The 23,264-nt window shown below is 67.4% G+C and carries 17 protein-coding genes; 8 read left to right on the forward strand and 9 right to left on the reverse strand.

What is annotated here, in order from left to right:
- Positions 1-9 precede the first annotated feature (9 nt).
- On the forward strand, positions 10-369 hold the full coding sequence (locus tag ACWHY3_RS06360; RefSeq protein ID WP_256961057.1) for a hypothetical protein: 360 nt from the start codon (positions 10-12) through the stop codon (positions 367-369).
- On the opposite strand, the gene ACWHY3_RS06365 is transcribed toward ACWHY3_RS06360, so the two are convergent.
- The 3 genes from ACWHY3_RS06365 to ACWHY3_RS06375 all read right to left on the reverse strand — a co-directional run bounded on the left by ACWHY3_RS06365 (position 344) and on the right by ACWHY3_RS06375 (position 3,163).
- Positions 344-1,153, reverse strand: a complete 810-nt coding sequence (locus ACWHY3_RS06365; RefSeq protein ID WP_087718012.1) for a gamma-glutamyl-gamma-aminobutyrate hydrolase family protein — start codon at positions 1,151-1,153, stop codon at positions 344-346. The genes ACWHY3_RS06360 and ACWHY3_RS06365 overlap by 26 nt on opposite strands.
- A complete protein-coding gene (locus ACWHY3_RS06370) occupies positions 1,153-2,157 on the reverse strand; it encodes an amidoligase family protein (RefSeq protein WP_087718011.1) in 1,005 nt (334 codons plus the stop codon). The genes ACWHY3_RS06365 and ACWHY3_RS06370 overlap by 1 nt, the downstream gene beginning before the upstream one ends.
- Before the next feature lie 163 nt (positions 2,158-2,320).
- Entirely contained in the window at positions 2,321-3,163 is an 843-nt protein-coding gene (locus tag ACWHY3_RS06375) for an EamA family transporter (protein WP_087718010.1), read from the reverse strand.
- Positions 3,164-3,394: 231 nt separating this feature from the next.
- Here ACWHY3_RS06375 and recC point away from each other — a divergent pair, with 231 nt between their 5' ends.
- The 4 genes from recC to ACWHY3_RS06395 are packed head-to-tail and all read left to right on the forward strand — an operon-like array spanning position 3,395 to position 14,086.
- Positions 3,395-7,249: an exodeoxyribonuclease V subunit gamma gene (recC, locus tag ACWHY3_RS06380; RefSeq protein ID WP_448127856.1), complete on the forward strand. Its 3,855-nt coding sequence runs from the start codon at positions 3,395-3,397 to the stop codon at positions 7,247-7,249.
- On the forward strand, positions 7,246-11,205 hold the full coding sequence (gene recB / locus ACWHY3_RS06385) for an exodeoxyribonuclease V subunit beta (RefSeq protein WP_448127857.1): 3,960 nt from the start codon (positions 7,246-7,248) through the stop codon (positions 11,203-11,205). The genes recC and recB overlap by 4 nt, the downstream gene beginning before the upstream one ends.
- Positions 11,202-13,280 (forward strand): exodeoxyribonuclease V subunit alpha, encoded by a 2,079-nt coding sequence (gene recD / locus ACWHY3_RS06390; RefSeq protein WP_448127858.1) that lies wholly within the window; start codon positions 11,202-11,204, stop codon positions 13,278-13,280. The genes recB and recD overlap by 4 nt, the downstream gene beginning before the upstream one ends.
- On the forward strand, positions 13,277-14,086 hold the full coding sequence (locus ACWHY3_RS06395) for a creatininase family protein (protein ID WP_448127859.1): 810 nt from the start codon (positions 13,277-13,279) through the stop codon (positions 14,084-14,086). Before recD ends, ACWHY3_RS06395 begins: the two co-directional genes overlap by 4 nt.
- A gap of 60 nt (positions 14,087-14,146) precedes the next feature.
- Here ACWHY3_RS06395 and ribA read toward each other — a convergent pair whose 3' ends face one another.
- Positions 14,147-15,286 carry a GTP cyclohydrolase II RibA gene (ribA, locus tag ACWHY3_RS06400; RefSeq protein WP_448127860.1) on the reverse strand — a complete coding sequence of 380 codons (1,140 nt, stop codon included), beginning with the start codon at positions 15,284-15,286 and terminating at the stop codon, positions 14,147-14,149.
- A 173-nt stretch (positions 15,287-15,459) separates the two neighbouring features.
- Here ribA and ACWHY3_RS06405 point away from each other — a divergent pair, with 173 nt between their 5' ends.
- On the forward strand, positions 15,460-16,359 hold the full coding sequence (locus ACWHY3_RS06405) for a RibD family protein (RefSeq protein ID WP_448127861.1): 900 nt from the start codon (positions 15,460-15,462) through the stop codon (positions 16,357-16,359).
- 8 nt (positions 16,360-16,367) lie between these two features.
- Here the strand turns inward: ACWHY3_RS06405 and ACWHY3_RS06410 are convergent, their stop codons facing one another.
- The 5 genes from ACWHY3_RS06410 to ACWHY3_RS06430 all read right to left on the reverse strand — a co-directional run bounded on the left by ACWHY3_RS06410 (position 16,368) and on the right by ACWHY3_RS06430 (position 20,927).
- Positions 16,368-17,375 (reverse strand): lysylphosphatidylglycerol synthase transmembrane domain-containing protein, encoded by a 1,008-nt coding sequence (locus ACWHY3_RS06410; protein WP_332778917.1) that lies wholly within the window; start codon positions 17,373-17,375, stop codon positions 16,368-16,370.
- Entirely contained in the window at positions 17,372-18,328 is a 957-nt protein-coding gene (locus ACWHY3_RS06415; protein ID WP_087718003.1) for a class I SAM-dependent methyltransferase, read from the reverse strand. The genes ACWHY3_RS06410 and ACWHY3_RS06415 overlap by 4 nt, the downstream gene beginning before the upstream one ends.
- The gene (locus ACWHY3_RS06420; RefSeq protein ID WP_448127862.1) at positions 18,328-19,392 is read right to left on the reverse strand and encodes a glycosyltransferase family 4 protein; all 1,065 of its coding nucleotides are present in this window, start codon (positions 19,390-19,392) and stop codon (positions 18,328-18,330) included. Before ACWHY3_RS06420 ends, ACWHY3_RS06415 begins: the two co-directional genes overlap by 1 nt.
- Positions 19,389-19,787 carry a 6-pyruvoyl trahydropterin synthase family protein gene (locus ACWHY3_RS06425; protein WP_087718001.1) on the reverse strand — a complete coding sequence of 133 codons (399 nt, stop codon included), beginning with the start codon at positions 19,785-19,787 and terminating at the stop codon, positions 19,389-19,391. The genes ACWHY3_RS06420 and ACWHY3_RS06425 overlap by 4 nt, the downstream gene beginning before the upstream one ends.
- Before the next feature lie 168 nt (positions 19,788-19,955).
- The gene (locus ACWHY3_RS06430) at positions 19,956-20,927 is read right to left on the reverse strand and encodes a zinc-dependent alcohol dehydrogenase (protein ID WP_087718000.1); all 972 of its coding nucleotides are present in this window, start codon (positions 20,925-20,927) and stop codon (positions 19,956-19,958) included.
- Between the two features lie 436 nt (positions 20,928-21,363).
- On the opposite strand from ACWHY3_RS06430, the gene ACWHY3_RS06435 reads away from it, so the two are divergent.
- Positions 21,364-22,053: a CDP-alcohol phosphatidyltransferase family protein gene (locus ACWHY3_RS06435; protein WP_179208822.1), complete on the forward strand. Its 690-nt coding sequence runs from the start codon at positions 21,364-21,366 to the stop codon at positions 22,051-22,053.
- 173 nt (positions 22,054-22,226) lie between these two features.
- Positions 22,227-23,249: a succinylglutamate desuccinylase/aspartoacylase family protein gene (locus tag ACWHY3_RS06440; protein WP_087717998.1), complete on the forward strand. Its 1,023-nt coding sequence runs from the start codon at positions 22,227-22,229 to the stop codon at positions 23,247-23,249.
- Positions 23,250-23,264 lie beyond the last annotated feature (15 nt).

Here is a 23,264-nt window from a genome sequence, read left to right on the forward strand (position 1 = left end):
ATACCCTACGTGGATTCGACGCTGCTGGTGGTGCTGACGCTTGGCTTCATGCCGGTGCCGGCAGGCATCGTGTATCGCGCCATGCGGGAGGTACTGATGATGGCGCCATCGCGGCTCGACCGCGAGGTTCGCGAGGCGATGGCGCCAGTCATGCAGCGGCCGGGGCTGGAGCGCTTCGAGAGCTATGTCGCCAAGACCGGGCGGGTGCACAACATCGAGATCCACATCGTTACCACACCGGATTTCGCCAGCGGTAGCGGGATCGCCGAACTCGACCGGATCCGGGAAGAGATCGCCGAAGGTCTCTCCATCCCCGCCGAACAGCGCTGGTTTACCGTCTCCTTCACGGCGGATCCGCGCTGGCTTTGACCTCGCTGCCTGTGGCCTCGCTGGCCTCGACGTCGCTGATGTTGACGTCTCTGGCTGTGGCCTCTCTGGATTCAGCCTCGCGGTGCCTCGCGGCTTCTACCAGCGCTCGGATCAGTCGCTGCTGGGAACGGCTGAAGAGCAGGAATTCCGGGTGCCACTGCACGCCGATGAGAAACGGGTGGCGTTCGCTCTCGATCGCCTGCACGAGGTCGTCGCGGTCCTGGGCGACCACCTTGAGGCCGTCCCCGGGGCGATCCACCGCCTGGTGATGCAGGCTGTTCACGTGGCAGTAGCGGCGATTGAGAATGTCGGCCAGCTGGCTGAACGGTTCGATCTCGATTCGCTTACGGGGCAGCACCGTGCGCCGGTTCTTGATGTGGCTATAAGTCGTCTGGATGTCTTCGATCAGGCTGCCGCCGCAGTGGATGTTGATCATCTGGGCGCCACGGCAGATACCCAGGATCGGCACGCGGGTCGGCAGGTAGTCGGCCAGCAGGTCGAGCTCGAGCTCGTCGCGGGCGGGGTCGACGCGGACATTCAACTGAACCTCGCCCCCGTAGCGTTGGGCACCGATATCGTCGCCGCCACCGATGATCAGGCCATCCACCGCCTGCTGTAGCGGGCGCGCCGGAGAGATCCGCACCGGCCTGCCGCCGGCGCGCCACACCGAAATCCAGTCGCACCACCAGGCCAGAAGGCTCTTGTGATCCGAGGTGGTGATGCCGATCAGCGGACGGCTTTTGTCGTTTCCCAGGGCTATCGCCGCGTGTTTCGGTGAAGCCATCAATGACGCATCCAGTGACGCAGGGAATCGAGCCAGCGGCTCAGGGTCGGCTGGGCGAGATGCTCGCGATAGGCTGCGCTGCGCTCCGCCAGGCGATCCGGATCGGCGGCGAGACGTTCGACCTCCGCCCAGCGGTTCCACTCCACGCTCACGCCCCATTCCGGGTCGGAGAGCGCGGCGTTGGGCAGGCGGTAGTGATAGGTCGGCCGTGGCTTGACCAGCGTTTCCCGTAGCAGCGCGTTGGGATGATCCGGCATCAGCCAGGCGAACAGCGGCAGCAGGTCCAGCTCCCGGTTGCGGGTCGGGTTGGCGACCAGGTAGTCGTCGATCAGAGCCTGCAGGGTGGGGCAGTAGTCCGGTGCCAGTATCTTGCGGGTGTAGTCGCTGTGAAACGGCCGCGTATGGGGCAGCATGTCCCGGGTCACGTCGACGACGATCTCGTCGCGCAGCCAGTCGGCCAGGATCAGATAGGCTCGCAGATAGGCCAGTATGCTCTCCACCTCGGGAGAAGGGATTTCCGGATTGAGATGGAGGCCGAAGCCGTAGAGCAGGCTGGCATCGGTGCCTTCCGCGCCGTGGCGGCGCAGCGCCGCGAACAGCTCGTCCAGGCGCGCCAGCTCGTCCCAGGGAATCGGCGGGCAGACGATCTCCGTCGGCACCAGGCCGGCGACCATATCGCCCAGCCATTCGCGGGTACGGCTGTGCACGCTGGCGCGCAGGTGCTCGCCGAAACCCGGCGGCTGACCATCAGTGGTACGAGCGCGATCGAGCAGCTGTTCGTCCGGGTGGACATACTTGCTGTCCAGCTCGATGTGGAACGTGCCCCATGGTGTTCCGGTGACCTGCAGTCGATGCGCGCTGTGCTGTTCGACACGACCACCGAAGGTCATTTCGACCAGACGCGCCGCCTGGATCGGCCCGATGCCGGCGAACTCGAGCTCGACGCCGACCCGGCGCGGTTGGCCGTCGGTGTTGGTGGCGTGCGGTGGAGCGGTGAGAGGCAAAATGGGCTCCTTGCCGATCGCTGTCGTGGTGATGGCTGTCGCCTCGATGGCTCGAGTCCGGATATGGGGCGAATGCGCGCCGGAAGCGGGTAAAGCGGCGTTGGCAGAGCGAGAAGTCATTGCTCCTAGCCTAGCAGTCCTGACGCAGGATGACAGTCGACGATCAACCCCAGTGCGCCAGGATGACGCCACCCAGAATCAGGCCGCCGGCCAGCAAGCGTTCGCGGTGCAACGGCTCCTTCAGCCAGACGATACCGATGGCAATGGCGAACAGCACGCTGGTTTCCCGCAGCGCCGCCACCAGCGCGATCGGCGCCTGGGTCATGGCCCAGATGGTGATGCCGTAGGCACCGATGGAGAGGGCGCCGCCGAGCAGGCCGACCCGCCAGTAGCGGGTCAGCTCGGGCAGGGCGCGGACGCCACGCATGGCGACCAGCGCCAGCAGCATGCCGAAGCCATCGAACAAAAACAGCCAGACCACGTAACCGATCGCATCGCCGTTGGCGCGGGCACCGCTGCCGTCGGCCAGCGTATAGCCGGCGATGAAGACGGAGGTCGTCAGCGCGTTGATCAGCGAGGCGCGCTCCAGCCGCGGCCCCGTGCCGCCGCGAAAAGCCATGCACAGAATGCCGAGCACCAGCACCGCGATACCCAGATAGCCGATCCATGACGGATGTTCGCTGAGCGCGAAGACGCTGATCAGCGTGACCAGCAGGGGCGCGCAACCGCGAGCAATCGGGTAGATCTGGCCGAGATCACCGACCCGATAGGCGCGGGCCAGGAACACGTTGTAGCCGATATGCAAAAGCGTCGATACGGCCAGCCACGGCCAGGCGGCCGGCTGAGGCAGCGGCACGAAGGCCACGCCGGCGAGCGCGATCACGGCGCAGGCGGCCTGGATCAGCGAGATGCTCAGCAGTCGGTCCAGGCCGACCTTGACCAGAGCGTTCCAGCTGGCATGCATCAGAGCACCGGCCAGCACGGCGAGGAAGACGGGTGTCGTCAATGGAAGTCCTTGTTGCTACGGTTATTGTTATTAGTCACTGCGGAGGTCGTCATGGCTACCGTGAACGTTGCCATTGGCTGCCACGGAGGCAGTGATGGCGGCGACGACATGGTTGACACGAGAACGTCCCATCTTGCCACAGGCACCGGGTGATCGTCGTCCCGCACCACGGTAGGATGGCGTCTTTGTCGAAGCCTCATCGACCCTCGATCCAAGAACCCGGGAGAGCGGATGTTCAGCGTCCTGCATGCCAATCACCTCGAAGACCTGCACGATCTGGCACTGGCGTTGATCAAGCGCCACCGGTTGCCGCCGCTGACCCCGGAAACCTTCCTGGTGCAGTCCAACGGCATGGCCCAATGGCTGCGCCTCTCGCTGGCCGAGGCCGACGGCATCGCCGCCTCGGTGGATTTCCCGCTGCCGTCGAGCTTCGTCTGGCGTGCCTATCGTGCGGTGCTCGAACAGGCCGGAGAAGACGGCGAAAGCCGGCCGATTCCGCTGCATTCGCCGTTCGACAAGCGCCCGCTGGCATGGCGCATCCTGCGGCTGCTGGAAGGCGAGATCGCCAGCGACCCGGTCACCTTCGCGCCGCTCGCCCACTATCTGAGCGCCGGGCTGGAAAGCGCTACGGCGGGCCGACCGCACGGCGACGAGGGTGCCGAATCGTCTGCGGCGATGGAGGAGGGCACGCAGCGCCGGGCCGCCGAGCAGGCCGAGCGCAAGCGCTGGCAACTGGCGGTGCGTCTGGCGGATCTGTTCGACCAGTATCTCAACTACCGCCCCGACTGGCTGGCCGCCTGGGAAGCGGGGGAGGACGCTCCGGCCGACCTGCCCGCCGACCAGCGCTGGCAGCCGGCGCTATGGCGAGCGTTGATCGCCGACGCCGACCCGACCGAGCGAGCGTTTCACCGCGCCAGCCTGCATGGTCGTTTTCTGCGCGCCGCCAGGCAACTGGAAAGCTGCCCGCCGGAACTGCCGCCCCGGCTCTTCGTGTTCGGCATCTCGGCGCTGCCTTCCCAGACGCTGGAGGCGCTGCACGCGCTTTCCGGCGTCATCGACGTCTTCCTGATGATCACCAATCCGTGTCGCCATTACTGGGGCGACATCGTCTCCGACCGGGAGGCGATCAAGCGCGCCGGGCGGCTCTCCGCCGAGGCGATGGCACGACAGCAGTCCCGGCACCCGGAAGCGCCATGGCTCGAGGCGCTGGACGAGGAGGCGCTGCACCTTCAGGCCAATCCGCTGTTGGCTGCCTGGGGCGCGCAAGGGCGGGATTTCATCGTCGGCCTCTACGAGTTCGAGAGCCAGGATGGCGGCTTCGACGTCGAGACCGACCTGTTCCGCGATCCGGTCGATGAAGCGCATCCCGAACGGGCGCCGCTGCTCAACCAGCTGCAGCAGGACATTCTCGATCTCAGGCATCCCGGAGAACGAACCCGGGAAAGCGGCAAACGGCTGATCGCCCCGGACGACGCCTCGCTGTCACTGGTCAGCGTGCACTCGCCGCTGCGCGAGGTGGAGGTACTGCACGATCGGCTGCTGGCGGCGTTCGAGGAAGCCAGCAGCCAGGGTACGCCGCTGCGGCCCCGGGACATTCTGGTGATGGTGCCGGAGATCGACGTCTACGCGCCCTACATCGAGGCGGTCTTCGGTCAATTGCCGTCCAACGATCCCCGCCATATTCCGTTCACCATCGCCGATCAGGTCGCCAGTGAAGCGCATCCGATGATGGTGTTGATCCTGTCGCTGCTGGAGCTTCCCGAACGGCGGCTGGGCGTGAGCGAGCTGCTCGATGCGCTGGACGTTCCGGCGTTCCGGGCACGCTTCGCCATCGAGGAGTCGGAATTGCCGCGCCTGCGCCAATGGCTGGCGGAAAGCGGCGTGCGCTGGGGGCTATCCGGCGCGCACCGCCGCTCGCTCGGCTTTCCGGCATTGCATGAAAACAGCTGGGCGTTCGGGCTCGAGCGCATGTTGCTGGGGTATTCCACCGGCACTCTTCCATCTACCGGCCCGATGCCGCCGGGACGATCCACCGGCCCGCTACCCGCCAGCGCCGCGTGGCAGTTCGACGAGATCGTGCCCTACGACGAGGTGGGCGGGCTGGAAGCGGATCTCGCCGGGCGGCTGGCCGAGCTGATACGCATGATGGCCGCCCAGTGCGAGGCGTTGAGCGCCGCCGTCACGCCGGAGGGGTGGCTGGCGCGCTTGCGACACCTGATCGACACGCTGTTCGCCCCCACGGCGCTGGACGAACACGACGTGCTGGCGCGGGTGGATCAGGCGCTGGGCCGCTGGCAGCAAAGTTGCGAGCTGGCCGCCTTCACCCAGCCGATCGGTCTCGCCGTGGTGCGCGATGCGCTCAGGGCGGAGCTCGACGAGGGCGGCCTGGCCCAGCGTTTTCTGGCCGGCAAGGTCAACTTCGCCACGCTGATGCCGATGCGCGCCATTCCGTTCCGGCAGGTCTACCTGCTCGGGATGAACGACGGCGCCTATCCCCGCACGCGCCAACCGCAGGATTTCGACCTGATGGCGCAGTACCCGCGTCCGGGGGACCGCTCCCGCCGCGACGACGACCGCTACCTGCTGCTCGAGGCACTGCTCTCCGCCCGCGAACGGCTGACGTTCTCCTGGGTCGGCTTCGATCAGCGCGACAACACCCCACGACCGCCCTCGGTGCTGATCGGCGAACTGCTCGACACGCTGGAGCAGGGCTGGCGGCCGGACTCGGGCGACGCTTCGACACAGGACGACGAAGCGGCGCTGGCGGCGAGGCTGATCGAGGCGCATCCGTTACAGCCGTTCTCGCGGCGCTATTTTCACGCCGACGATCCGCGTTACACCTTCGATACCAGCTGGGAGCCACTGCATCTGCTGGCTGAGAACCCAGACACCGAGATGGCGCAGCCAGCGGCGCCGGATGCCGTGCCCGCGCCAGCGGAAGCGCTCGGGCTTGCCGATCTGCAGCGGCTGTTGCGCCGGCCTTGGAGCGTCTACCTTGGCCGCCTGGGAGTGCGCTTCCAGGATCCCGACGTGCCCGACGAGGACAGCGAGCCGTTCATTCTCGATGCCCTAGAGGATCACACGCTCAAGCGCGAGCTGCTGGATGCCGGCCGTCGCCACGAGCCGCTGGCGCAGGTCGCCGACCGGCTGCGTCTGGCAGGGCGGCTGCCGGCGGCGGGTTTCGGCCTGGCGACGATCGAGCCGCCGCTCAGGCGCCTGCAGACCCAACTGGAGAGCTGGCATCGCCGGGTCGACGGCGCCGAAGCGCTGACACCGCCCATGCTGCGGTTCGCGATCGACGCGACGACCGACTGTCCCGCGCTGGCGCTGGAGGCCAGAGTCGACGGTCTTTATCTCGATAAAAGCGATGACCGCGACAAAAACGATGAGGGTGACAAAAACGATGACGGCGGGAAGGCAGGCAGTCTTGGCCTGGTGACGCTGGAGACCAGCCACTTCGGCCATTTCAAACCCGATGGTAAGGGCTCGGGAGACGGCCCGTGGAAGAAGCTTGGCAAGCCGCATCGACTCTACGCGGGCTACGTTCGTTGGCTGCTGGTCAACGCCAGCGGAGAGTCACCCTGCCGGTGGACGGCGATTTTCGAGGACCGCTGGCTGGAGTTCCCGACGCTGGAGAGGGCGCAAGCGCGGGCGAGTCTCGGCCACTGGCTTCGCACCTGGTGGCGCGCCTGGTGCGCGCCGCTGCCCGCCAGCGATGCGCTGGTCAAGACGCTGTGGAGCCTGGCCGATCGCGAGGCGCTCGGCGGGCTGGCGGCGGGGGAATCGCTCGATCCCGGCTGGCGCGACCAGCTGGCGGAAGCGTACGACGAGGGCGGCTTCGGCATGCCGTCGCTGGCCCAGCGCGAAGGCGGACTTGGCCAGCTGTGGCCGGATTTCGAGACGTTCGAGGCGGCCGGTGGCGTCCGCGAGAGCGTGGCCCACTATCAACCGATACTGGAGATCCTGTTGCGAGCGTCCCAGCAGACCCATTCCCATTTCCGTTCCCAGGCGGTGGCAACGCCAGCGTCATCGAAGCCGTTATCGAAACCCTCATCGACCCGGTCTCGAGGGGGGGCGAGCGAATGAGCGGTGTCACGAATGAAAACCGGGAACAAACCGTCCCGCTCGAGCTCGTCGGCCTGCCGTTGATCGGCCATCATCTGATCGAGGCCAGCGCCGGCACCGGCAAGACCTTCACCCTGGCCGCGCTCTACGTGCGGTTGGTGCTGGGGCCGCTGCCCGGCCGCGAGACGGTGGATTTCCCCCGGCCGTTGACGCCGCCCGAGATCCTGGTCGTGACCTTCACCGAAGCCGCCACCGCCGAGCTGCGCGGGCGCATTCGGGCGCGTCTCAAGCAGGCCCGCGACTGGCTGCTGGCAAGCGCCGAGGATCGCCACGATCCGGTACTGGCCGAACTGCTGGAGCCGCTGGCCACGGCGGGCGAGACGGCCTGCCGCAGCGGCGCCCGGCGGCTGGACCAGGCGGCGCGGCTGATGGACGAGGCGGCGATCTTCACCATTCACGGCTTCTGCCAGCGCATGCTGACCCGCCACGCCTTCGACGCCGGCGCACGCTTCTCCGCCGAGCTGCTGCAGGATGGTCAGACGCTGCTGGCTCGGGCGGTGGAGGATTACTGGCGGTGCGAGTTCTATCCGCTCGACGAGCGCTGGCAGCGCCAGATCCGTTCGCAGTGGAGCGGGCCGGAAGCGCTGGCGGCCGCACTGCGGCCGTTGCTGAAGGATGGCGAACCCCAGCCGCTGTGGGTCGCCGGCGAGGCGGTAAAAGCGCCGGACTCCCTGACCGCGCTATTCGCCGAGCTGGAAAGCGGGCTGGACGAACGGGAATCCATCGAGTCGGCGCTGGCGGCGGCCTGGGATCGCGATGCCATCGGCGCCTCGATGGCCGAGGCGTTCCACGATGGCGTGCTCAACAAGAGGAGCTTCAAGCCCGACGAACTGGCCGATCGGCTGGCGGCGTTCGAGAGCTGGCTGGCCCGGGGCGAGTTCGATGCCGCCGATGAGATCACCGACAGCAGCGGGCGCTTCTGGCTGAGTCAGGAAAAACTGGCGGGAGCGTTGATGAAGGGCGCGGCCCAGAAAGGGCTGACGGTGCCAACGCATCCGTTCTTTGCCCATCTCGATCGCCTCGCCGCCCACGGCCGGCCCTTCGACGCGGTCGCCCGGCAGGTGCTGGCCCACGCCCGCGACCGCATCGCGGTGAGTTTCGCTGCCGACAAGCGCCGCCAGGGGTTGTGGGAGTTCTCGGACCTGCTCAACGATCTCGATGCCGCCCTGGCCCGGCCGGCCCCGTCATCGGATGGGCCGGCGGATACCGCGAATGCGGCACGCGCCGACGACAGCGCGGCGCTGCGGCTGGCGGCGCGCATTCGTCACGAGCTGCCGGTGGCGCTGATCGACGAGTTCCAGGACACCGATCCGGTCCAGTATCGGATCTTCTCGAACATCTACCGTGCGCCGGAGAGCGACCCGGCAACGACGGCGCTGTTGATGATCGGCGACCCCAAGCAGGCGATCTACGCCTTTCGCGGGGCCGATATCCATACCTACCTGCGGGCGCGCCGGGCGACGCCGAGTCGCTTCACGCTGATGCGCAATTTCCGCTCGACCCAGGCCATGGTCGAGGCCACCAATGCGCTGTTCCGGCGTCATCCGCAACCCTTCGGCAGCGACGAGATCCCGTTCGTCGCCGTCGAGTCGAACCCCAAGTCGGCGCGGCTGGTCGACCAGGACGGCCGGCCGGTGGCAGCGCTGGGCGTCTGGTGGCCGGATACCGAGCGCTACTCCCGCGGCGAATACCAGAACGTGATGGCGACGGCGACGCGGGCGGAGGTGCAGCGGCTGCTGGAAGGCGGGTGGCGGTTCGAGGGGGCGAAGGGCGAGCGCCCGGTGCAGCCCGCCGATATCGCCATTCTGGTCCGCCATGGCGGCGAGGCGCTCAAGGTTCGCGGTGCGCTCGCCGAAGGCGGTATCCGCAGCGTCTACCTGAGCGAACGCTCGAGCGTGTTCGATACGCCCCAGGCGTTCGAGCTGCTGCAGCTGTTCGAAGCCGTGGCCCAGCCGCGTCAGGACGCCAGGCTCAAGGCGGCGCTGGCGACCAAGCTGCTCAACGACTCGCCCCGGGCGCTGGAGCCGCTGCTGGCCGACGAACTGGCCTGGGAACGGGAGGTCGAGCGATTCAGCGAATACCACCGCCAGTGGCAGCGACGCGGCGTGCTGCCCATGCTGCGCACCGTCATGCGGGACTTCCGTATCGCCGAGCGGCTCGCCCAGCGTACCGACGGCGAGCGGGCGCTGACCGATCTGCTGCATCTCGGTGAACTGGCGCAGAACGCCCAGCAGCGGCTCGACGGCGAGCAGGCGCTGCTGCGCTGGTGGCATCGGGCGCTGCAGGAAGGCGTCGAGACGCTGGACAGCCAGGCGCTCAGCCAGCGCCTCGAGAGCGACGAGGATCTGGTGCGGGTGATCACGGTGCACAAGTCAAAGGGACTCGAATATCCCATCGTGCTGCTGCCGTTCATCTGCTCGCACCGCCCGGCGGAGCCGGACCGCCAGACCGGGCTGCTGGCGTTGAAGTCGCCGGAGGGCGAAGGCAGCGTGATGGTGGCGTCGCCGGACGACGCCCAGCAGCGCGAGGCCGATCTGGCTCGACTCGACGAGGACGTGAGGCTGCTCTATGTCGCCCTGACCCGCGCCGCCTACGCCTGCCGATTGGGCGTGGCGCATGTCGGCCGCGGTCGTGGCAAGAGCGGCTGCCTGCACGAGACGGCGCTGGGGCGGCTGCTGGGCAGCGACAAGGAAGACGACGGCGCGGCGCTGCTGGAACGGCTGCGCCAGGGCCAGCACGCGGGATGGCTGGCGATCGAGCCCCCGCCCGAGGCGCCGGTTCACCGGCTGCGAATCGATGCGTTCGCACCGCAGACCAAGCCGGCACGCGTCTTTCGGGGGCAGATCGATGACGACTGGTGGATCGCCTCCTATACCTCGCTGATTGCCGACGCGCGCCGGGCCCTGGGCGATACCGGCCGGGAAGAGGAGGCGTGGCACCGCGACACGGCCGGCGAAGGCGGTGGAGAGGATGCGGCGGCAGCCAGCGAGGATCTGCCGGCGACGCTGGACATCGAGGTCAGCCGCGAGCGCGACCCGATACCGCGGCCCAGCATCCGTTCGCTGCTCGATTTCCCGCGAGGCCCGCGGCCGGGCACCTTCCTGCACGGCTTGCTGGAAAGGCTCGATTTCGATCGGCTGGAAGACCCTGCCTATGCCGTGGCGTTGCGCCGCGATATCGAACGGCGCCTGGCGATGAGCGGCTTCGACGCCGATTGGGCGTCGCTGCTGCACGCCTGGCTGCTCGAACGGCTGCGGCTGCCGCTGATGCATGTCGATGGCCACCCGGTGCGTCTCGACCGGCTCGAGGCGTGGCGCACCGAGCTGGAATTCTGGCTACCGGCCTCGGATGCGTGGAGCGAACCGCTGGACCGGCTCGTCACCCGGCTCGAACCGTTGCCCGGACTGCGGCCCCGGCTGGCGCCGCGCAAGCTCAACGGCATGCTCAAGGGGTATATCGATCTGACCTTCGAGGCGGGCGGGCGCTGGTACGTGCTCGACTGGAAGTCCAACCATCTGGGCGACGATCCGGCGGATTATCAGGGCGAGCGGCTGGCCGCGGCGATGGTGGATCACCGTTACGACCTGCAGTACGTGCTCTACGTGCTGGCGCTGCATCGCCTGCTCAAGTCGCGGCTGGAGGATTATGACTACGACCGGCATGTGGGCGGTGCCTGCTATGTCTTTCTTCGGGGGCTTGCCGAGTCGCCGCTTTCCATGGCGCCGCTCTCCATGGCGCCCGAAGACGCGCCCGAAGATGCACCCGAAGATGCGCCCAAAGAGGTGTCCGAAGTCGCCCCCGGGGTGTTCCATCGCCGCCCCGACCGGGCGCTGATCGAGGCGCTGGATGCCTGGCTCGAAGGGGACGCCGAGCCGGCGAGAGCCTTGTTGCGTCAGTCCAGGGAGACTCATTCATGAACCGCCGACCCTCGTCGCAGAAACCCGACCGACAGCCGGATCCGCATTCCCGCGAGGCGGATCAGTTCACCCTGGCGCTCGATGTCGACGAGCCGGCGCTGACGCGAGAGGCGCTGTTCGAGGCGCTGGCGCTGTGGGTGGAGCTCGGCTGGCTGCGCCAGCTCGACCGCCACTTCGCGATCTTTCTCGCCGAGCGCGATCCGGACGACGATCCGTTGCTGTGGCTGGCGGCCGCGCTCGCCAGCCACCAGGTGGGGCGCGGTCACGTCTGCCTGTCGCTATCCCGCGTGCTGGAGGCGCCGCGTTCCGCGCTGTCGTTGCCGCCGCTGGAGGAGGGGAACGACGCCGCGCAGGCCGTGGTGCTGCCGGAATCCCTGCTCGAGGGCGTCACGCCACAGCGGTGGGCGGCGGTGCTGGCGGCGTCCTCCATCGTCGCGCTGGCCGGGGAGGCCTCGGGGCTCGCCACGCCGCTGGTGCTCGATGGCGAACGACTCTATCTGCGCCGCTACTGGCAGGCCGAGAGCGGCGTCGCGGCGCACCTGCGTCAGCGCCTGGGCCAGCCGCTGGCCGTCGCCGACGAACTGGCGGAGCAGCTGGCGGCACTGTTCGCCGGCAACCAGCGCGAGGGAGACGACCCCGACTGGCAGCGCGTGGCGTGCGCACTGGCGCTGCGCCAGCGGTTGACGATCATCTCCGGCGGCCCCGGCACCGGCAAGACCACTACCGTGACGCGACTGCTGGCGCTGCTGCAGCAGCAGTCGCTGGCGCGGGACGGCGAGGCGCTGCGTATCCGGCTGGCGGCACCCACCGGCAAGGCGGCAGCCCGCTTGTCCGAGTCGATCGCCGGGGCGGTCGGGCGCCTGGCGGTGCCGGCGGCCGTGCGCGACGCGATTCCGCAGGAGGCGCAGACGCTTCACCGCCTGCTGGGGGCGCGGCCGGACACGCGCCATTTTCGCCATCACGCCGAGGCGCCGTTGAGCCTGGATCTGCTGGTAGTGGACGAGGCCTCGATGGTCGACCTGGAGATGATGGCAGCGCTGCTCGAGGCGATGCCGGCGGATGCCCGCCTGATTCTGCTCGGCGACAAGGACCAGCTGGCCTCGGTGGAGGCGGGGTCGGTCCTGGGCGATCTGTGCGCGGGGGCCGGCGTCGGCGACGGCACGGGATATTCCGAGCCCCTGCGTGACTATCTGCAGGCGGTGGCCGGCGAGCCGCTGCCCGCCGCCACCGAGACCAATCCGCTGGCGGACCACGTCGCCATGCTGCGCAAGAGCTTTCGCTTCCGGGCGGACAGCGGCATCGGGGCGCTCGCCAGAGCCGCCAATGCCGGCGACGGTCGCGGCTTTGTCCAGGTGCTGAAAGACGGTTTCCAGGATCTGGCGACGCTGGATATCGACGCCACGGCGTTCGAGCGGGCGATAGTGGCGGGTTACCGGGAACTGTTCGAGGCGCTGCGGGCCGGGGCTTCGCCGTCAGCGATCCTCGCGCTGCAGAGCCGCTTTCAGGTGCTGTGCGCGCTGCGACGCGGGCCGTGGGGCGTCGAAGGGTTGAACGAGCGGATTGCGCGGGCATTGTGGCAGCAGGGCTGGATCTCGCGCACCGATGGCTGGTTCGCCGGACGTCCGGTGATGGTGACGCACAACGACCCGCAACTGGGGCTCTACAATGGCGACCTGGGGCTGACGCTGCCCGACGAGGGTGGGCGGCTGCGGGTCTGTTTCCCGCAGGGCGACGGCGTGCGTCAGGTGCTGCCGTCGCGGCTCGATGCGGCGGCGACCGCCTTCGCCATGACCGTTCACAAGTCGCAGGGTTCGGAATTCGAGCATGTGCTGTTCGCGCTGCCGGCGCGAGCCAACCCCATCGTCACGCGGGAGTTGATCTACACCGGTATCACCCGAGCGCGCTCACGGCTGACGTTGGCTCTGGCCCAGCCTCAGTCCCGCGGCGGCAGCGACGAGCGGATGCTGCGCGACGCCGTGGCGCGACGGGTGGTCAGGGACAGTGCCATCGCGGAGCGGTTGCTGAAGACCTCGGCGGCATCCACCGCAACCGATTTGTCAGGGAGGGAAGCATGAGTCTTCATCAGTGGCAGGAGCTGACCAGCACCGAGCTTGCCGGGCTGGTCGACGAGACGACGGTGGCGGTGTTGCCGCTGGCGGCGATCGAACAGCACGGCGCGCATCTGCCGCTTTCGACCGATCTGGATATCGGGCTGGGGCTGCTCGACGTGGCAGCGGGGCAGCTCGAGCCGACCCGGGGCGTGATCGCGCTGCCACCGCTGGCGCTGGGCTCGAGTCTGGAGCATGCCGATTTTGCGGGAACGCTGAGCCTGATGCCGGAGACGGCGATGACCGTGATCGAGGCGCTGGGGGAGGCGGTGCATCGCGCCGGCATCCGGCGCCTGGTGCTGTTCAACAGCCATGGCGGCAACAAGGCGGTCATCGATCTGGCGGCACTCAAGCTGCGCGCCGCCCATGGCATGCTGGTAATCAAGGCCAACTACTTTCGCTTCGCGCCCCCGGAGCAGGCGCTTCCGGCCGAGGAGCTGCGTCATGGCTTGCACGGTGGCGCGCTGGAAACGTCGATGATGCTGCACCTCGCGCCCCACAAGGTTCGTCTCGATCATCTGGCGGATGCCGTCTCCGAAGGCCGTCTTCGCGAGCAGGCCGGCTCCACGCTAGGCCCTGAAGGCGATGCCGGCTACGCCTGGATGGCCCAGGATCTGCACCCGAGCGGCGTCACCGGCAATGCGACGCTGGCCGATGCCGATACCGGGCGACGACTGGTCGAGCATTTCGGTGCCCGCCTGGCGCGGGTGATCGAGGAAGCGGGGCGCTTCGACCTGGCCACGCTGCGCGGTCGGGATCCGGGCGACGCCTGAAGATCGGCGTCGTCCGGAGGCCGGTCTGCATTCGATACAGGTCTTCGTCCGAGGCGCCCGTCAGCGGGCCATGGGGCGCTTGAGCGGTGTCACCGGCCCGTTTTCGTCCTCGTTGAGCACCTCTTCCAGCCAGTGGCCGGCGCGCTTGGCCTTGGCGTCCAGGTAGCGCCGGTTCTGCTTGGTCAGCTTGCCGTAGACACCGCGGCGGTTGACGACCTCGACGCCGCCCTGGTCCATGGCGGCGATCTTCTCCGGATTGTTGGTCAACAGCTCGATGCGGGTGATGTCGAGCTGTTCCAGCATCTCCAGCGCCACGCCGTAGGTACGCTCGTCCTCGCCGAATCCGAGCACTTGGTCGGCGTCTACCGTATCCAGCCCGCCGTCCTGCAGCGTATAGGCGCGCAGCTTGTTGGCCAGACCGATGCCGCGTCCTTCCTGGGCGAGATAGAGCAGCACGCCGCCGCCGCGTTCGTCGATGGTGCGCACGCTCTCGCGGAGCTGTTCGCCGCAGTCGCAGCGCAGGCTGCCGAAGAGATCGCCGGTCAGGCAGGCGGAGTGCAACCGCACCGGCACGGCGTCGTTCCACTCCTCGGGATCGCCGATGACGATGGCGATGTGCTCGCGCATGCCGTCGGCCTCGCGGAACATCACGAACCTGGCGCGTTCGGCGTGGGACAGCGGAATTTCCGCGTCGCTGGTGCGCTTGAGGAAATGCGATCGCGTTTCCGAATAGCCAGCGATCTGCTCGGCGGCGACGGCCAGCACGGTGCCTTCGGCGACGAGAGCTTCCACCTGAGCGCGCTTGCCATCGCTGACGCTGGCGACGATCGCGGCGGGGAGAAGCAGGCCAATGCGCATCAGGTCCAGCGCCGCCACGCTGCCGTCGTTGGCGATCAGCGGCCGGTTCTCCAGCGAGAAGCGCTGCTCCTCGGCACTGGCCCAGGCAATGACCTCTTCCGCCCGGTCGGCGGGGTCGATCGGCACCAGCCCCACCCTGGGCTTGAAGTCGATGCCCAATCGCGAGAGCCGATGCCGGGTCAGCGCCAGCGCGGGCTGATTGCCGCTGAAGGCGTGCAGGGCTGCCAGCGCTTCGTCGTCGCAGCCCTCGAGCGGGTGAACCATCACGTCGCCATGGCTGGCGCGTACGAGAACCGGAAGGCCGCGTCGCAGATCGAAAATCGCGCGTTCTACCTGTCGCATGCTCGTCTCCTTATCCTGTCATCCATGATCCGTCTCTGCATGATCGAGAGCCGTGATCGTCATCCATGATCGAAGGTGCGTGTCGTTGGCGGCCTTGGCATTCCTCATCGAGCCGCCTCCGCCCGAGGGGCGATCTTTGCTACGCTGTGGTGCCGTCTGGCCAAGGAATGACCATGACTTTTTCTTCTCGTACTTCCTCTTCTCGTACTCCTCCTGCTCCTCCTGTACATACTCCGCAGGCCTGGAATTGGATTCGTCATGCGGCGGATCTGAACCGTGACGGCGTCTTCGAGGGAGCTATCATCGATGGGCGCTACCGGCTCGATATCGATGCCCGGGGCGATTGGCGCTGTACCCACGAGGTCGACGAGGAGGCCGCGCAACTGCTGTCGATCTGGCTGCCGTGGTGCATGGCGGACATCACTCGTGGCCCGCGTGTCATCGCGCAGATCGGCCAGAGCCTCGACGGCCGAATCGCGACGGCAAGCGGGGCTTCCCACTACGTCACCGGTGCGCAGAGCCTGGTTCATCTCCACCGGATGCGGGCGCTGGTCGACGCCGTGGTGGTAGGCGCCGGCACGGTGGATGCCGACGACCCGCAACTGACCGTGCGCCATGTCGAGGGCGACAACCCGCTGCGCGTGGTGCTCGACCCGCGAGGCCGGGTCCCTGCCGAGCGCGGCGTGTTTCGGCGGCCGGCGGCGCCGACCTGGCATCTCGTCGGCGAAGGCGTTGCCGGTCACGGTGGCGCCGATCATGTCAGCGTCAAGTCGGTGACGCCGGGGTCGGCGGGTATCGATCCCGTGCAGGTCATCTCGCTGCTGGCCGAACATGGCCATCGCCGGATCCTGATCGAGGGCGGCGGGCTGACGATCTCGCGCTTTCTCGAAGCGGACTGCCTCGACCGAATGCACAGCGTGGTCGCGCCCCTGCTGATCGGCTCCGGCCGCCCGGCGTTGACGCTGCCGGAGATCGAGACGCTGGACGGGGCGCTGCGGCCGGCTTGCCGGCACTTTTGCCTGGGCCAGGACATGCTGTTCGATCTGGATCTGCGCGATCGCGCCGCGACGTGATTGAGAGTTCATCCGGTATGCCCTCCCGGGGCGGCCTTGCCCCGCGCGGGCGTTCGAGCCGACCGCGTGGCCTGTCGGTTCGACCGGCGGCCCCATAGCAGCACGGCCAGGCCCGGCAGGCTGGCGGCGAGAATCAGCAGGCCGTAGGTCACCGACAGCGCCACGCCTTCCTGTGCCGGCAGACCGGCCAAGGGCCAGATCACGGCGGCGGCGCCTTCACGCAACCCCCAGCCGGCGATGGTCAGCGGAATCGCCATCGCCATCAGTAGCGGCGGGATCAACGGCAGCAGTTCCGTCACCGATCGCGGCAGTCCCAGCGCCTGGGCGGCGCAGAGAAATACCGCCACGTAGGTGGCGACGATCAGCAGCGAGCCGATCAACTGTGCCGGCCAGACGGAGAGCGCCAGCAGCGCCCGCCTGGCATCCCGGCCGAATCTTGCCAAGGGGGGCCAGGGCCGATGGCGCAGCCATTGGGTGGCGATGGCGCACAGCAGCAGAATCGCCAGCATGATCCACGACCCTGCTTCCCGGTGCGCTGTCCACAGTCCGGCAATGCCGCCGCGCAGCGCCGGCGAGAGCAGAATGGCGGCGACCGCGACCAGCAGCAGCGCGAGCTGTCCGGAGGCACGTTCGATGATGACGGCACGGATTGCTGCCCCGGATGGCGTACTGGCGTGGGCTCCCGGCCGTCCACGGGCGCTGCCGTGACGCCAGGCGCGCGCCGCATCGCCCATTACCCCGCCCGGCAAGACCTGATTGAGAAAAGTTGCCAGATAGTATTCGCGGATGGCGGTCGGCCACGGCAGCGCGATCCCGACCTGGTGAGCCGTCATGCGCCAGCGCCAGGCCGACAGCACGACCTGGGGAAGGCCGATCAGCACGGCCAGCAGAACCCAGCCCGGCGACAGGTCACCGAGTCGCGCCAGCAACCGGTCGATATCCAGTTGCCAGGCGAGCATCCCCAGCAGCGCCAGCGTCACGGCCAGGCGCAGCGCAGGCGATAACCAACGGTTCACTCTGGCGCTCCCGGGACGGCGTTCGCGATGGGTGTGGCGAACAGGTCCCGATGCCCGACCGTCACCGTCAGTTTTTCACGCATCAGCCCCTCCAGCCGCTGGGCGTGCCAGCGGTCGACGCGGCTGCGCTGCTGCGGCAGTTGCTCGTGGAGGGCGGTGCGCCAGCCGGCCAGCAGGGCCTCGGCGAGGGCCAGCGATTCCGACCCGAGACGCCAGGGCGTCGTGGCCTCGCGGATGTGGTAGCCACGACGATGGAAGCTCTCGCGGAGATGGCGCGGCGCCTGAGTGCCCATGGCGGGACCGCCGCCCTTGTCGCGCTGCTGATGCGCCTGCAGTGCCGCCAGCATGAATCGGTCGTCGTCGCTGGACAGCGGGGTGCCGCTGGGGTCGTGAAAGCGGATCTGGCCGTCGACGCTGAGCGCGAACAGTACGGCGCAATCGTTGGCCCGGCAGGCATCGGCCAGCGCTTCGATATCGGCGGCTGTCAGCAGGTCGAACAGCGCCGAGGCGGTAACCAGGTCCGCACCCTGCAGGCCGTGCTTCCAGGCATCGGCGAGGCTCAGATTGCGGGTCTCCAGGTGAATCGGCTGGCCGTCGGCGCTGGTCAACGGCTCGCAGCGCAGTCGGGCCTGGGCCAGCAGTGCTGCATCGTGATCGATCAGACGCCAGTGCTGGGCGCCGTGAAGTCTTGGCGCCAGGTAGCGCGGATTCGAACCGCTGCCGCACCCCAGATCGACCAGCGTGCGCCGCGTCTCGAATGGCCGAGCCTCGAGCGGTCGGGCCTCGAGCGGTCGGGCCGGGGTGGCGCGCTGCGTCAGCCAGCGATCCGCGGCGTGGGCGAGCTGGGCGTCGCGCGCCAGATGATCGGCGGGCTCGCGCAGTGTCAGCCATTGATCGCTGAACAAGGCATCGCTGAACAGGGCGTCGGCGGCGGGCGTGGACGGCTTCGACATCAGTGCGTCGCCTCCGCGGCCCTGGTGCGTTTCAACGCCTGACCGAAGGCCTCGGCGGCACGGTTCCAGTCGCCGAGCGTGTCGCGAATCTCCCGCGCACCTGTCTGATAGCGCCGATAGGTTTCCGGCTCTTCAAGCATGCGTTTCAGCGCGTCGCGAAGTGCGGTCACGTCTCCCGGCGGGACCTTGATACCGGCTGCGTCCGGCAGCGTGTGGGCGAGGGCGCCGCCCGTGGTGGTAACGACGGGAAGACCATGGGCGAGGGCTTCGGTAATCACCATGCCGTAGCCTTCATAGTGTGACGGCAGCACGAACAGGTCGGCCTGCCGATAATGCTCTGTCAGACGATCGGTGGGTTGGGAGCCCAGCAGCTGAATGCGCTCGCCCAACTGATGTGCGTCGATGGCCTTGCGCACCTCGTCGACGTAGGCGTCGGCTCGATCAAGGGCGCCGATCAGATCGCACTGCCACGGCAGAGATGTGAGGCCCGACAGCGCCTCGACCAGCAGATCCTGGCCCTTGCGCGGGGTGATCGTGGCGATGCAGAGCAGGCGAGGCGTTCCGCTGCCGTCGCCGCTCGCCAGCTGGCCGAGCTCGACGCCGGGTTCGATGACGGCGATCTTCTCCGCCGGTACGGCGAAGTCGGCCAGACGGCGGGCGGTGTAGACACTGGTGACGATCACGTGGCCGACGGCGGCCAGAGCGCGGGTTTCGCTGATACGAAAACGTTGCTGCTCGGGCGCCCCCAGACCGGTTTCGTCGGCGAGCGGGTGATGGACCAGTGCCGTGATCGCCAGACGCGAGGCGTGACGCTCGACGATCGCCTGCAGGCCGCCCATGGCGAGCCCGTCGATCACGGCCTGGCTGCCGTCGGGCAGGGCGGTCAAGGCACTGTCCAGGGCATGGGAGGCGACGGCATCCGGCTCCGGGAAGCGCCCGTCGAGCCCGACGACATCGATCTTCCAGCCGCTGGCGCGCAGGGCTTCGACGATTCGTGCGTCGTAGACGTAGCCGCCGGTCAGCTGGCCGGGGTCGCCGGCAACGATAAGCGTGAAGTCGCTCATAGGCCCCCTTCGTAACTTGCCCAGGCGATGTGGGATTCATGGAGCGTGACGGTCATGGCGGTAAGGTGGCGGCCGCCATCGCCCAGGGCGCCTTCTCGAATGGCGTGGGACAGGCGGTCGAAAACGACCCGGGCCATGAATTCGGTGGTGGTATTGCGGCCCTTGAACTCCTCGATCTCGTCGAGATTGTTCAGCGTGAACTCGCCGAGAATGCGCTTCAGGGTCTCGCTGGCGAGGCCGATGTCGACGACGAGATCGTCATGATCCAGCTCGGGGCGCTTGAAGGTGACATCGACCACGTACGTCGCGCCGTGCAGTTTCTGTGCCGGGCCGAAGGTTTCGCTGTGGAAGCTGTGAGCGATCATCATGTGATCGCGGACGGTCAGGCTGAACATTCCTTTCGCTCCTTGAGGCATGAGTCCTTTGAGGCATGTGCCTTTTGATGTGTGTGCCTTTGATACACGAGCCCTTGGTGCATGAGCCCGTGGTGATTCGATCCTCGCCGCCGGTCATTCTTCACTAGGTCATTCTTATACTGCCGGTGCCAAGGCGGTTACGCGGCTTCAGCCGTAGCGGATGCGCTGACAGAGCGTATCGTCGTCGGACTGGCTCAGCCGTTTCAATGTCTCGGGCAGATCCCGGAAGTGGCTTTCGCCGCTGATCAGCACGTCCAGGCAGTCGTGGTTGAGCAGCGACAGGGCGAGCGAGAGCCGCCGCTTGTGATCCCAGCGCGGGCGATGCCCCGGGGAAACGCTGCCGACCTGGCTCGACCGCAGCGTCAGGCGGCGCGCGTGAAACGCCTCGCCGAGCGGCAGATTCACTTCGCGACTGCCGTACCAGCTCATCTCGAGCACGGTCGCCTCGAACCCGGCCAGCGAGAGGGCGGTCTGCAGGCCGCCATCCGAGGCGCTGGCGTGGATGACCAGATCCTGCTCGGCGGCGGCCGTTTCCGGGGTATGAAAGTCGACGCTCAGCGCCTCCCCCAAGAAACGCTTGCGCTCGTCGATATCGATCAACTGGACGTGGGCACCGGGCAGGCGGGCGCAAAGCCAGGCCACCAGGGCGCCGACCACGCCAGCGCCGACGACGCTGATTCGGTCGCCGATTCCCGGGGCGGCATCCCACAGGGCGTTGAGCGCCGTCTCCATGTTGGCGCCGAGAATTGCGCGTTGGGGAGGCACGTCCGGCGGCAGCGGAACGACATCGTCGGCACCCACGCGGTAGTGGGTCTGGTGTGGATGCAGGCAGTAGACGTATCGGCCGTGCCAGTCGTGGGCTCCCTGCTCGACGACGCCGACGTTGGAGTAGCCGTATTTGACCGGCCCCGGAAACTCGCCGCTCTGGAACGGCGCGCGCATTCGCTGGTATTCGCTGACCGGTACCTGGCCCTTGAAGACCAAGGTTTCGCTGCCACGGCTGATGGCCGAGTAGCAGGTTCTTACCATGAGATCGCCGCTGACACTCAGCTCGGCCTGGCGAATTTCGCCGGTACCGTCGCCGAGCGACCAGAAAGCATGGGCGTAAGGCGTCGTCATTGAGATATCCGCTCCTTGATACAGATCGGGATGTCCGGCTTGCTGTCGCTCTGAATGGCAGTATGGCAGAGTATGACGATTTAGCATTGTACAAGTAATGTACAATAAAAGAGCCGCAAGCAAGAGTCATCGAACCCGGGTTGGATATCTGCTTTCTACCCAGAACTTCGCGGGATGGTGCAGAGCCGGATAGGGCACCGTCCGCTTCCGGTAACGAAGCCGACAGGAAGTCGTTTCTCGCAAATCGGTCAAAGTGCATCCAGACTTGTACGAGGTGCGTAACGATGCCTGACTACTGCGTCCCTGGACGGGATGAGGTGGCGAAGGAGGGGCGATCATGGCAACCAGGGAGAGACCGGCGATGCGACATTCATCGGCACGTATGCGGGCAACTCCGTCTTCACGGCGATTTCGGTCCGTCCGGGGCTGGATGGAGATGGCGGCGGGCCTGGCTCTGGTGGCGCTGCTGGTCGAGTGGGTGCAGTGGGCGTTTTCCGCGCCGTCGGGCCTGCGGTTCACCGCCGGTGGCGTTTACTTGGCGATCGCGACGGCCGTGCTGTGGGTCTGGCCCGCCGCCCGTCATGGCCTGGGTTGGGCCAATCGCGTCACGTTGCTGCGCGCCGCGTTGATTGCGTTCGTCGCTGGCGTGGTGGTCTATCCGGATTTCATCCAGCGCCACGCCGAAGGTATCGCTTCGCTCTGCTTGCTGGCGCTGTCGCTCGACGGTATCGATGGCTGGGTGGCGCGCCGCACTGGTTCATCGAGCGCTTTCGGTGCCCGTTTCGACATGGAACTGGACGCCTTCTTCATCGTCGTGCTGTGTATGGCGCTGATCGCGTTGGAGAAGGTCGGCGTGTGGGTGCTGGTCATCGGCCTGGCTCGTTACGCGTTCGTGATCGCCGGGATGTACTCGCCCTGGCTCAATCGGGCGCTGCCCGAGAGCTATTTCCGCAAGACGGTTTGCGTATGGCAGGTGGCGACGTTGATGGTCTGTCTGCTGCCTTTCGTCGAGCCGGCGTGGGCGACCGGATTTGCGCTTCTGGCGGCGACGCTGCTGCTGCTCTCCTTCGGCCGCGATGTCGTCTGGCTCTGGCGCCATCGCCCGGCCGACGATGCCGAGTTCTGACTTTCTTCGTTGCCGGTGCCTCGCGCAGCCGTGATCCGCTTTCGAATGCTTTCGGATCGAGGGGAGGAGGGGAGGGGCCGCGCCTATCGGGCGGGAAGCCGGGCAGCAACATGACTCGCCTTGATCGTGCGATGGCTTTACGATCATAAGATCTTCAATTACCAAGGGTTGTCATGGCGCAGGAAGCTTTCACACTTGCGGGCGAACGAATCGAGCCCGGTACGCGTCGCCAGATCGATGTACCGGTCGCCAAGCTCTATACGCATGCTCCGATGCATATTCCGGTCGAAGTGGTTCACGGGCGCCAGCCCGGGCCGGTGCTGCTGGTTTGCAGTGCCATTCATGGCGACGAGCTCAATGGTGTCGAGATCGTCCGTCGACTGTTGAAGTTGCCGAACCTGTCGAGGCTTCGCGGAACGCTGATCGCCGTTCCGGTCGTCAACGTCTTCGGCTTCGTGCAGCAGTCGCGCTACCTGCCGGATCGGCGCGATCTCAACCGCTGCTTTCCGGGGAGCGAGAGCGGGTCTCTGGGTTCACGAATCGCGGCGCTGCTGCGCGAGGAGATGGTCGATCGGGCCACGCATATCATCGACCTGCATACCGGGGCCATTCACCGTACCAACCTGCCGCAGATCCGATCCCAGCTGCGTCAGAATCGGGAAACCCAGGCCATGGCCGAGGCGTTCGGGGTGCCGGTGATCCTGAATGCCGAGCTGCGCGAGGGGAGCCTGCGCGAGTATGCCCAGAATCGCGGCGTGCCGGTGCTGACCTACGAGGCCGGCGAGGCGCTGAGATTCGACGAGTGGGCGATAGCGCCCGGCGTCAGAGGGATCCGGCGTGTCATGCGGCTGATCGGCATGCTGCCGGCAGACAGCCGGCGACGGGCGCCGCCGGCGGCCGAGATCGCCAACGGTTCCAGCTGGGCGCGGGCGCCGATCGACGGCATTTTCAGACCGCGCGTGAGGTTGGGTGTGCGGGTCGCCAAGCAGCAGGTACTGGGCGTGGTCGCCGATCCATTCGGCAACGATGAAGCGCCGATCGTCGCAAGTGCCGATGGTATCGTCATCGGGATGAGCAACCTGCCACTGGTCAACGAAGGCGAGGCGCTGCTTCACGTTGCCCGCTATCAGGAAATCGATGACGTCGAGAACATGGTGGAGAATTTCCAGTCGCGCTACGAGACGACCGGCTTCTAGGTTGGTACGAAAAGT

The organism is Salinicola sp. NYA28a, from assembly GCF_976982775.1.

Bases quoted from the DNA above. Each gene is read 5' to 3' on its own strand.
- ACWHY3_RS06365 (WP_087718012.1), bottom strand. From the start codon at position 1,153: ATGGCTTCACCGAAACACGCGGCGATAGCCCTGGGAAACGACAAAAGC.
- recC (WP_448127856.1), top strand. From the start codon at position 3,395: ATGTTCAGCGTCCTGCATGCCAATCACCTCGAAGACCTGCACGATCTG.
- recB (WP_448127857.1), top strand. From the start codon at position 7,246: ATGAGCGGTGTCACGAATGAAAACCGGGAACAAACCGTCCCGCTCGAG.
- recD (WP_448127858.1), top strand. From the start codon at position 11,202: ATGAACCGCCGACCCTCGTCGCAGAAACCCGACCGACAGCCGGATCCG.
- ACWHY3_RS06395 (WP_448127859.1), top strand. From the start codon at position 13,277: ATGAGTCTTCATCAGTGGCAGGAGCTGACCAGCACCGAGCTTGCCGGG.
- ribA (WP_448127860.1), bottom strand. From the start codon at position 15,286: ATGCGACAGGTAGAACGCGCGATTTTCGATCTGCGACGCGGCCTTCCG.
- ACWHY3_RS06405 (WP_448127861.1), top strand. From the start codon at position 15,460: ATGACTTTTTCTTCTCGTACTTCCTCTTCTCGTACTCCTCCTGCTCCT.
- ACWHY3_RS06415 (WP_087718003.1), bottom strand. From the start codon at position 18,328: ATGTCGAAGCCGTCCACGCCCGCCGCCGACGCCCTGTTCAGCGATGCC.
- ACWHY3_RS06420 (WP_448127862.1), bottom strand. From the start codon at position 19,392: ATGAGCGACTTCACGCTTATCGTTGCCGGCGACCCCGGCCAGCTGACC.
- ACWHY3_RS06425 (WP_087718001.1), bottom strand. From the start codon at position 19,787: ATGTTCAGCCTGACCGTCCGCGATCACATGATGATCGCTCACAGCTTC.
- ACWHY3_RS06430 (WP_087718000.1), bottom strand. From the start codon at position 20,927: ATGACGACGCCTTACGCCCATGCTTTCTGGTCGCTCGGCGACGGTACC.
- ACWHY3_RS06435 (WP_179208822.1), top strand. From the start codon at position 21,364: ATGGCGGCGGGCCTGGCTCTGGTGGCGCTGCTGGTCGAGTGGGTGCAG.
- ACWHY3_RS06440 (WP_087717998.1), top strand. From the start codon at position 22,227: ATGGCGCAGGAAGCTTTCACACTTGCGGGCGAACGAATCGAGCCCGGT.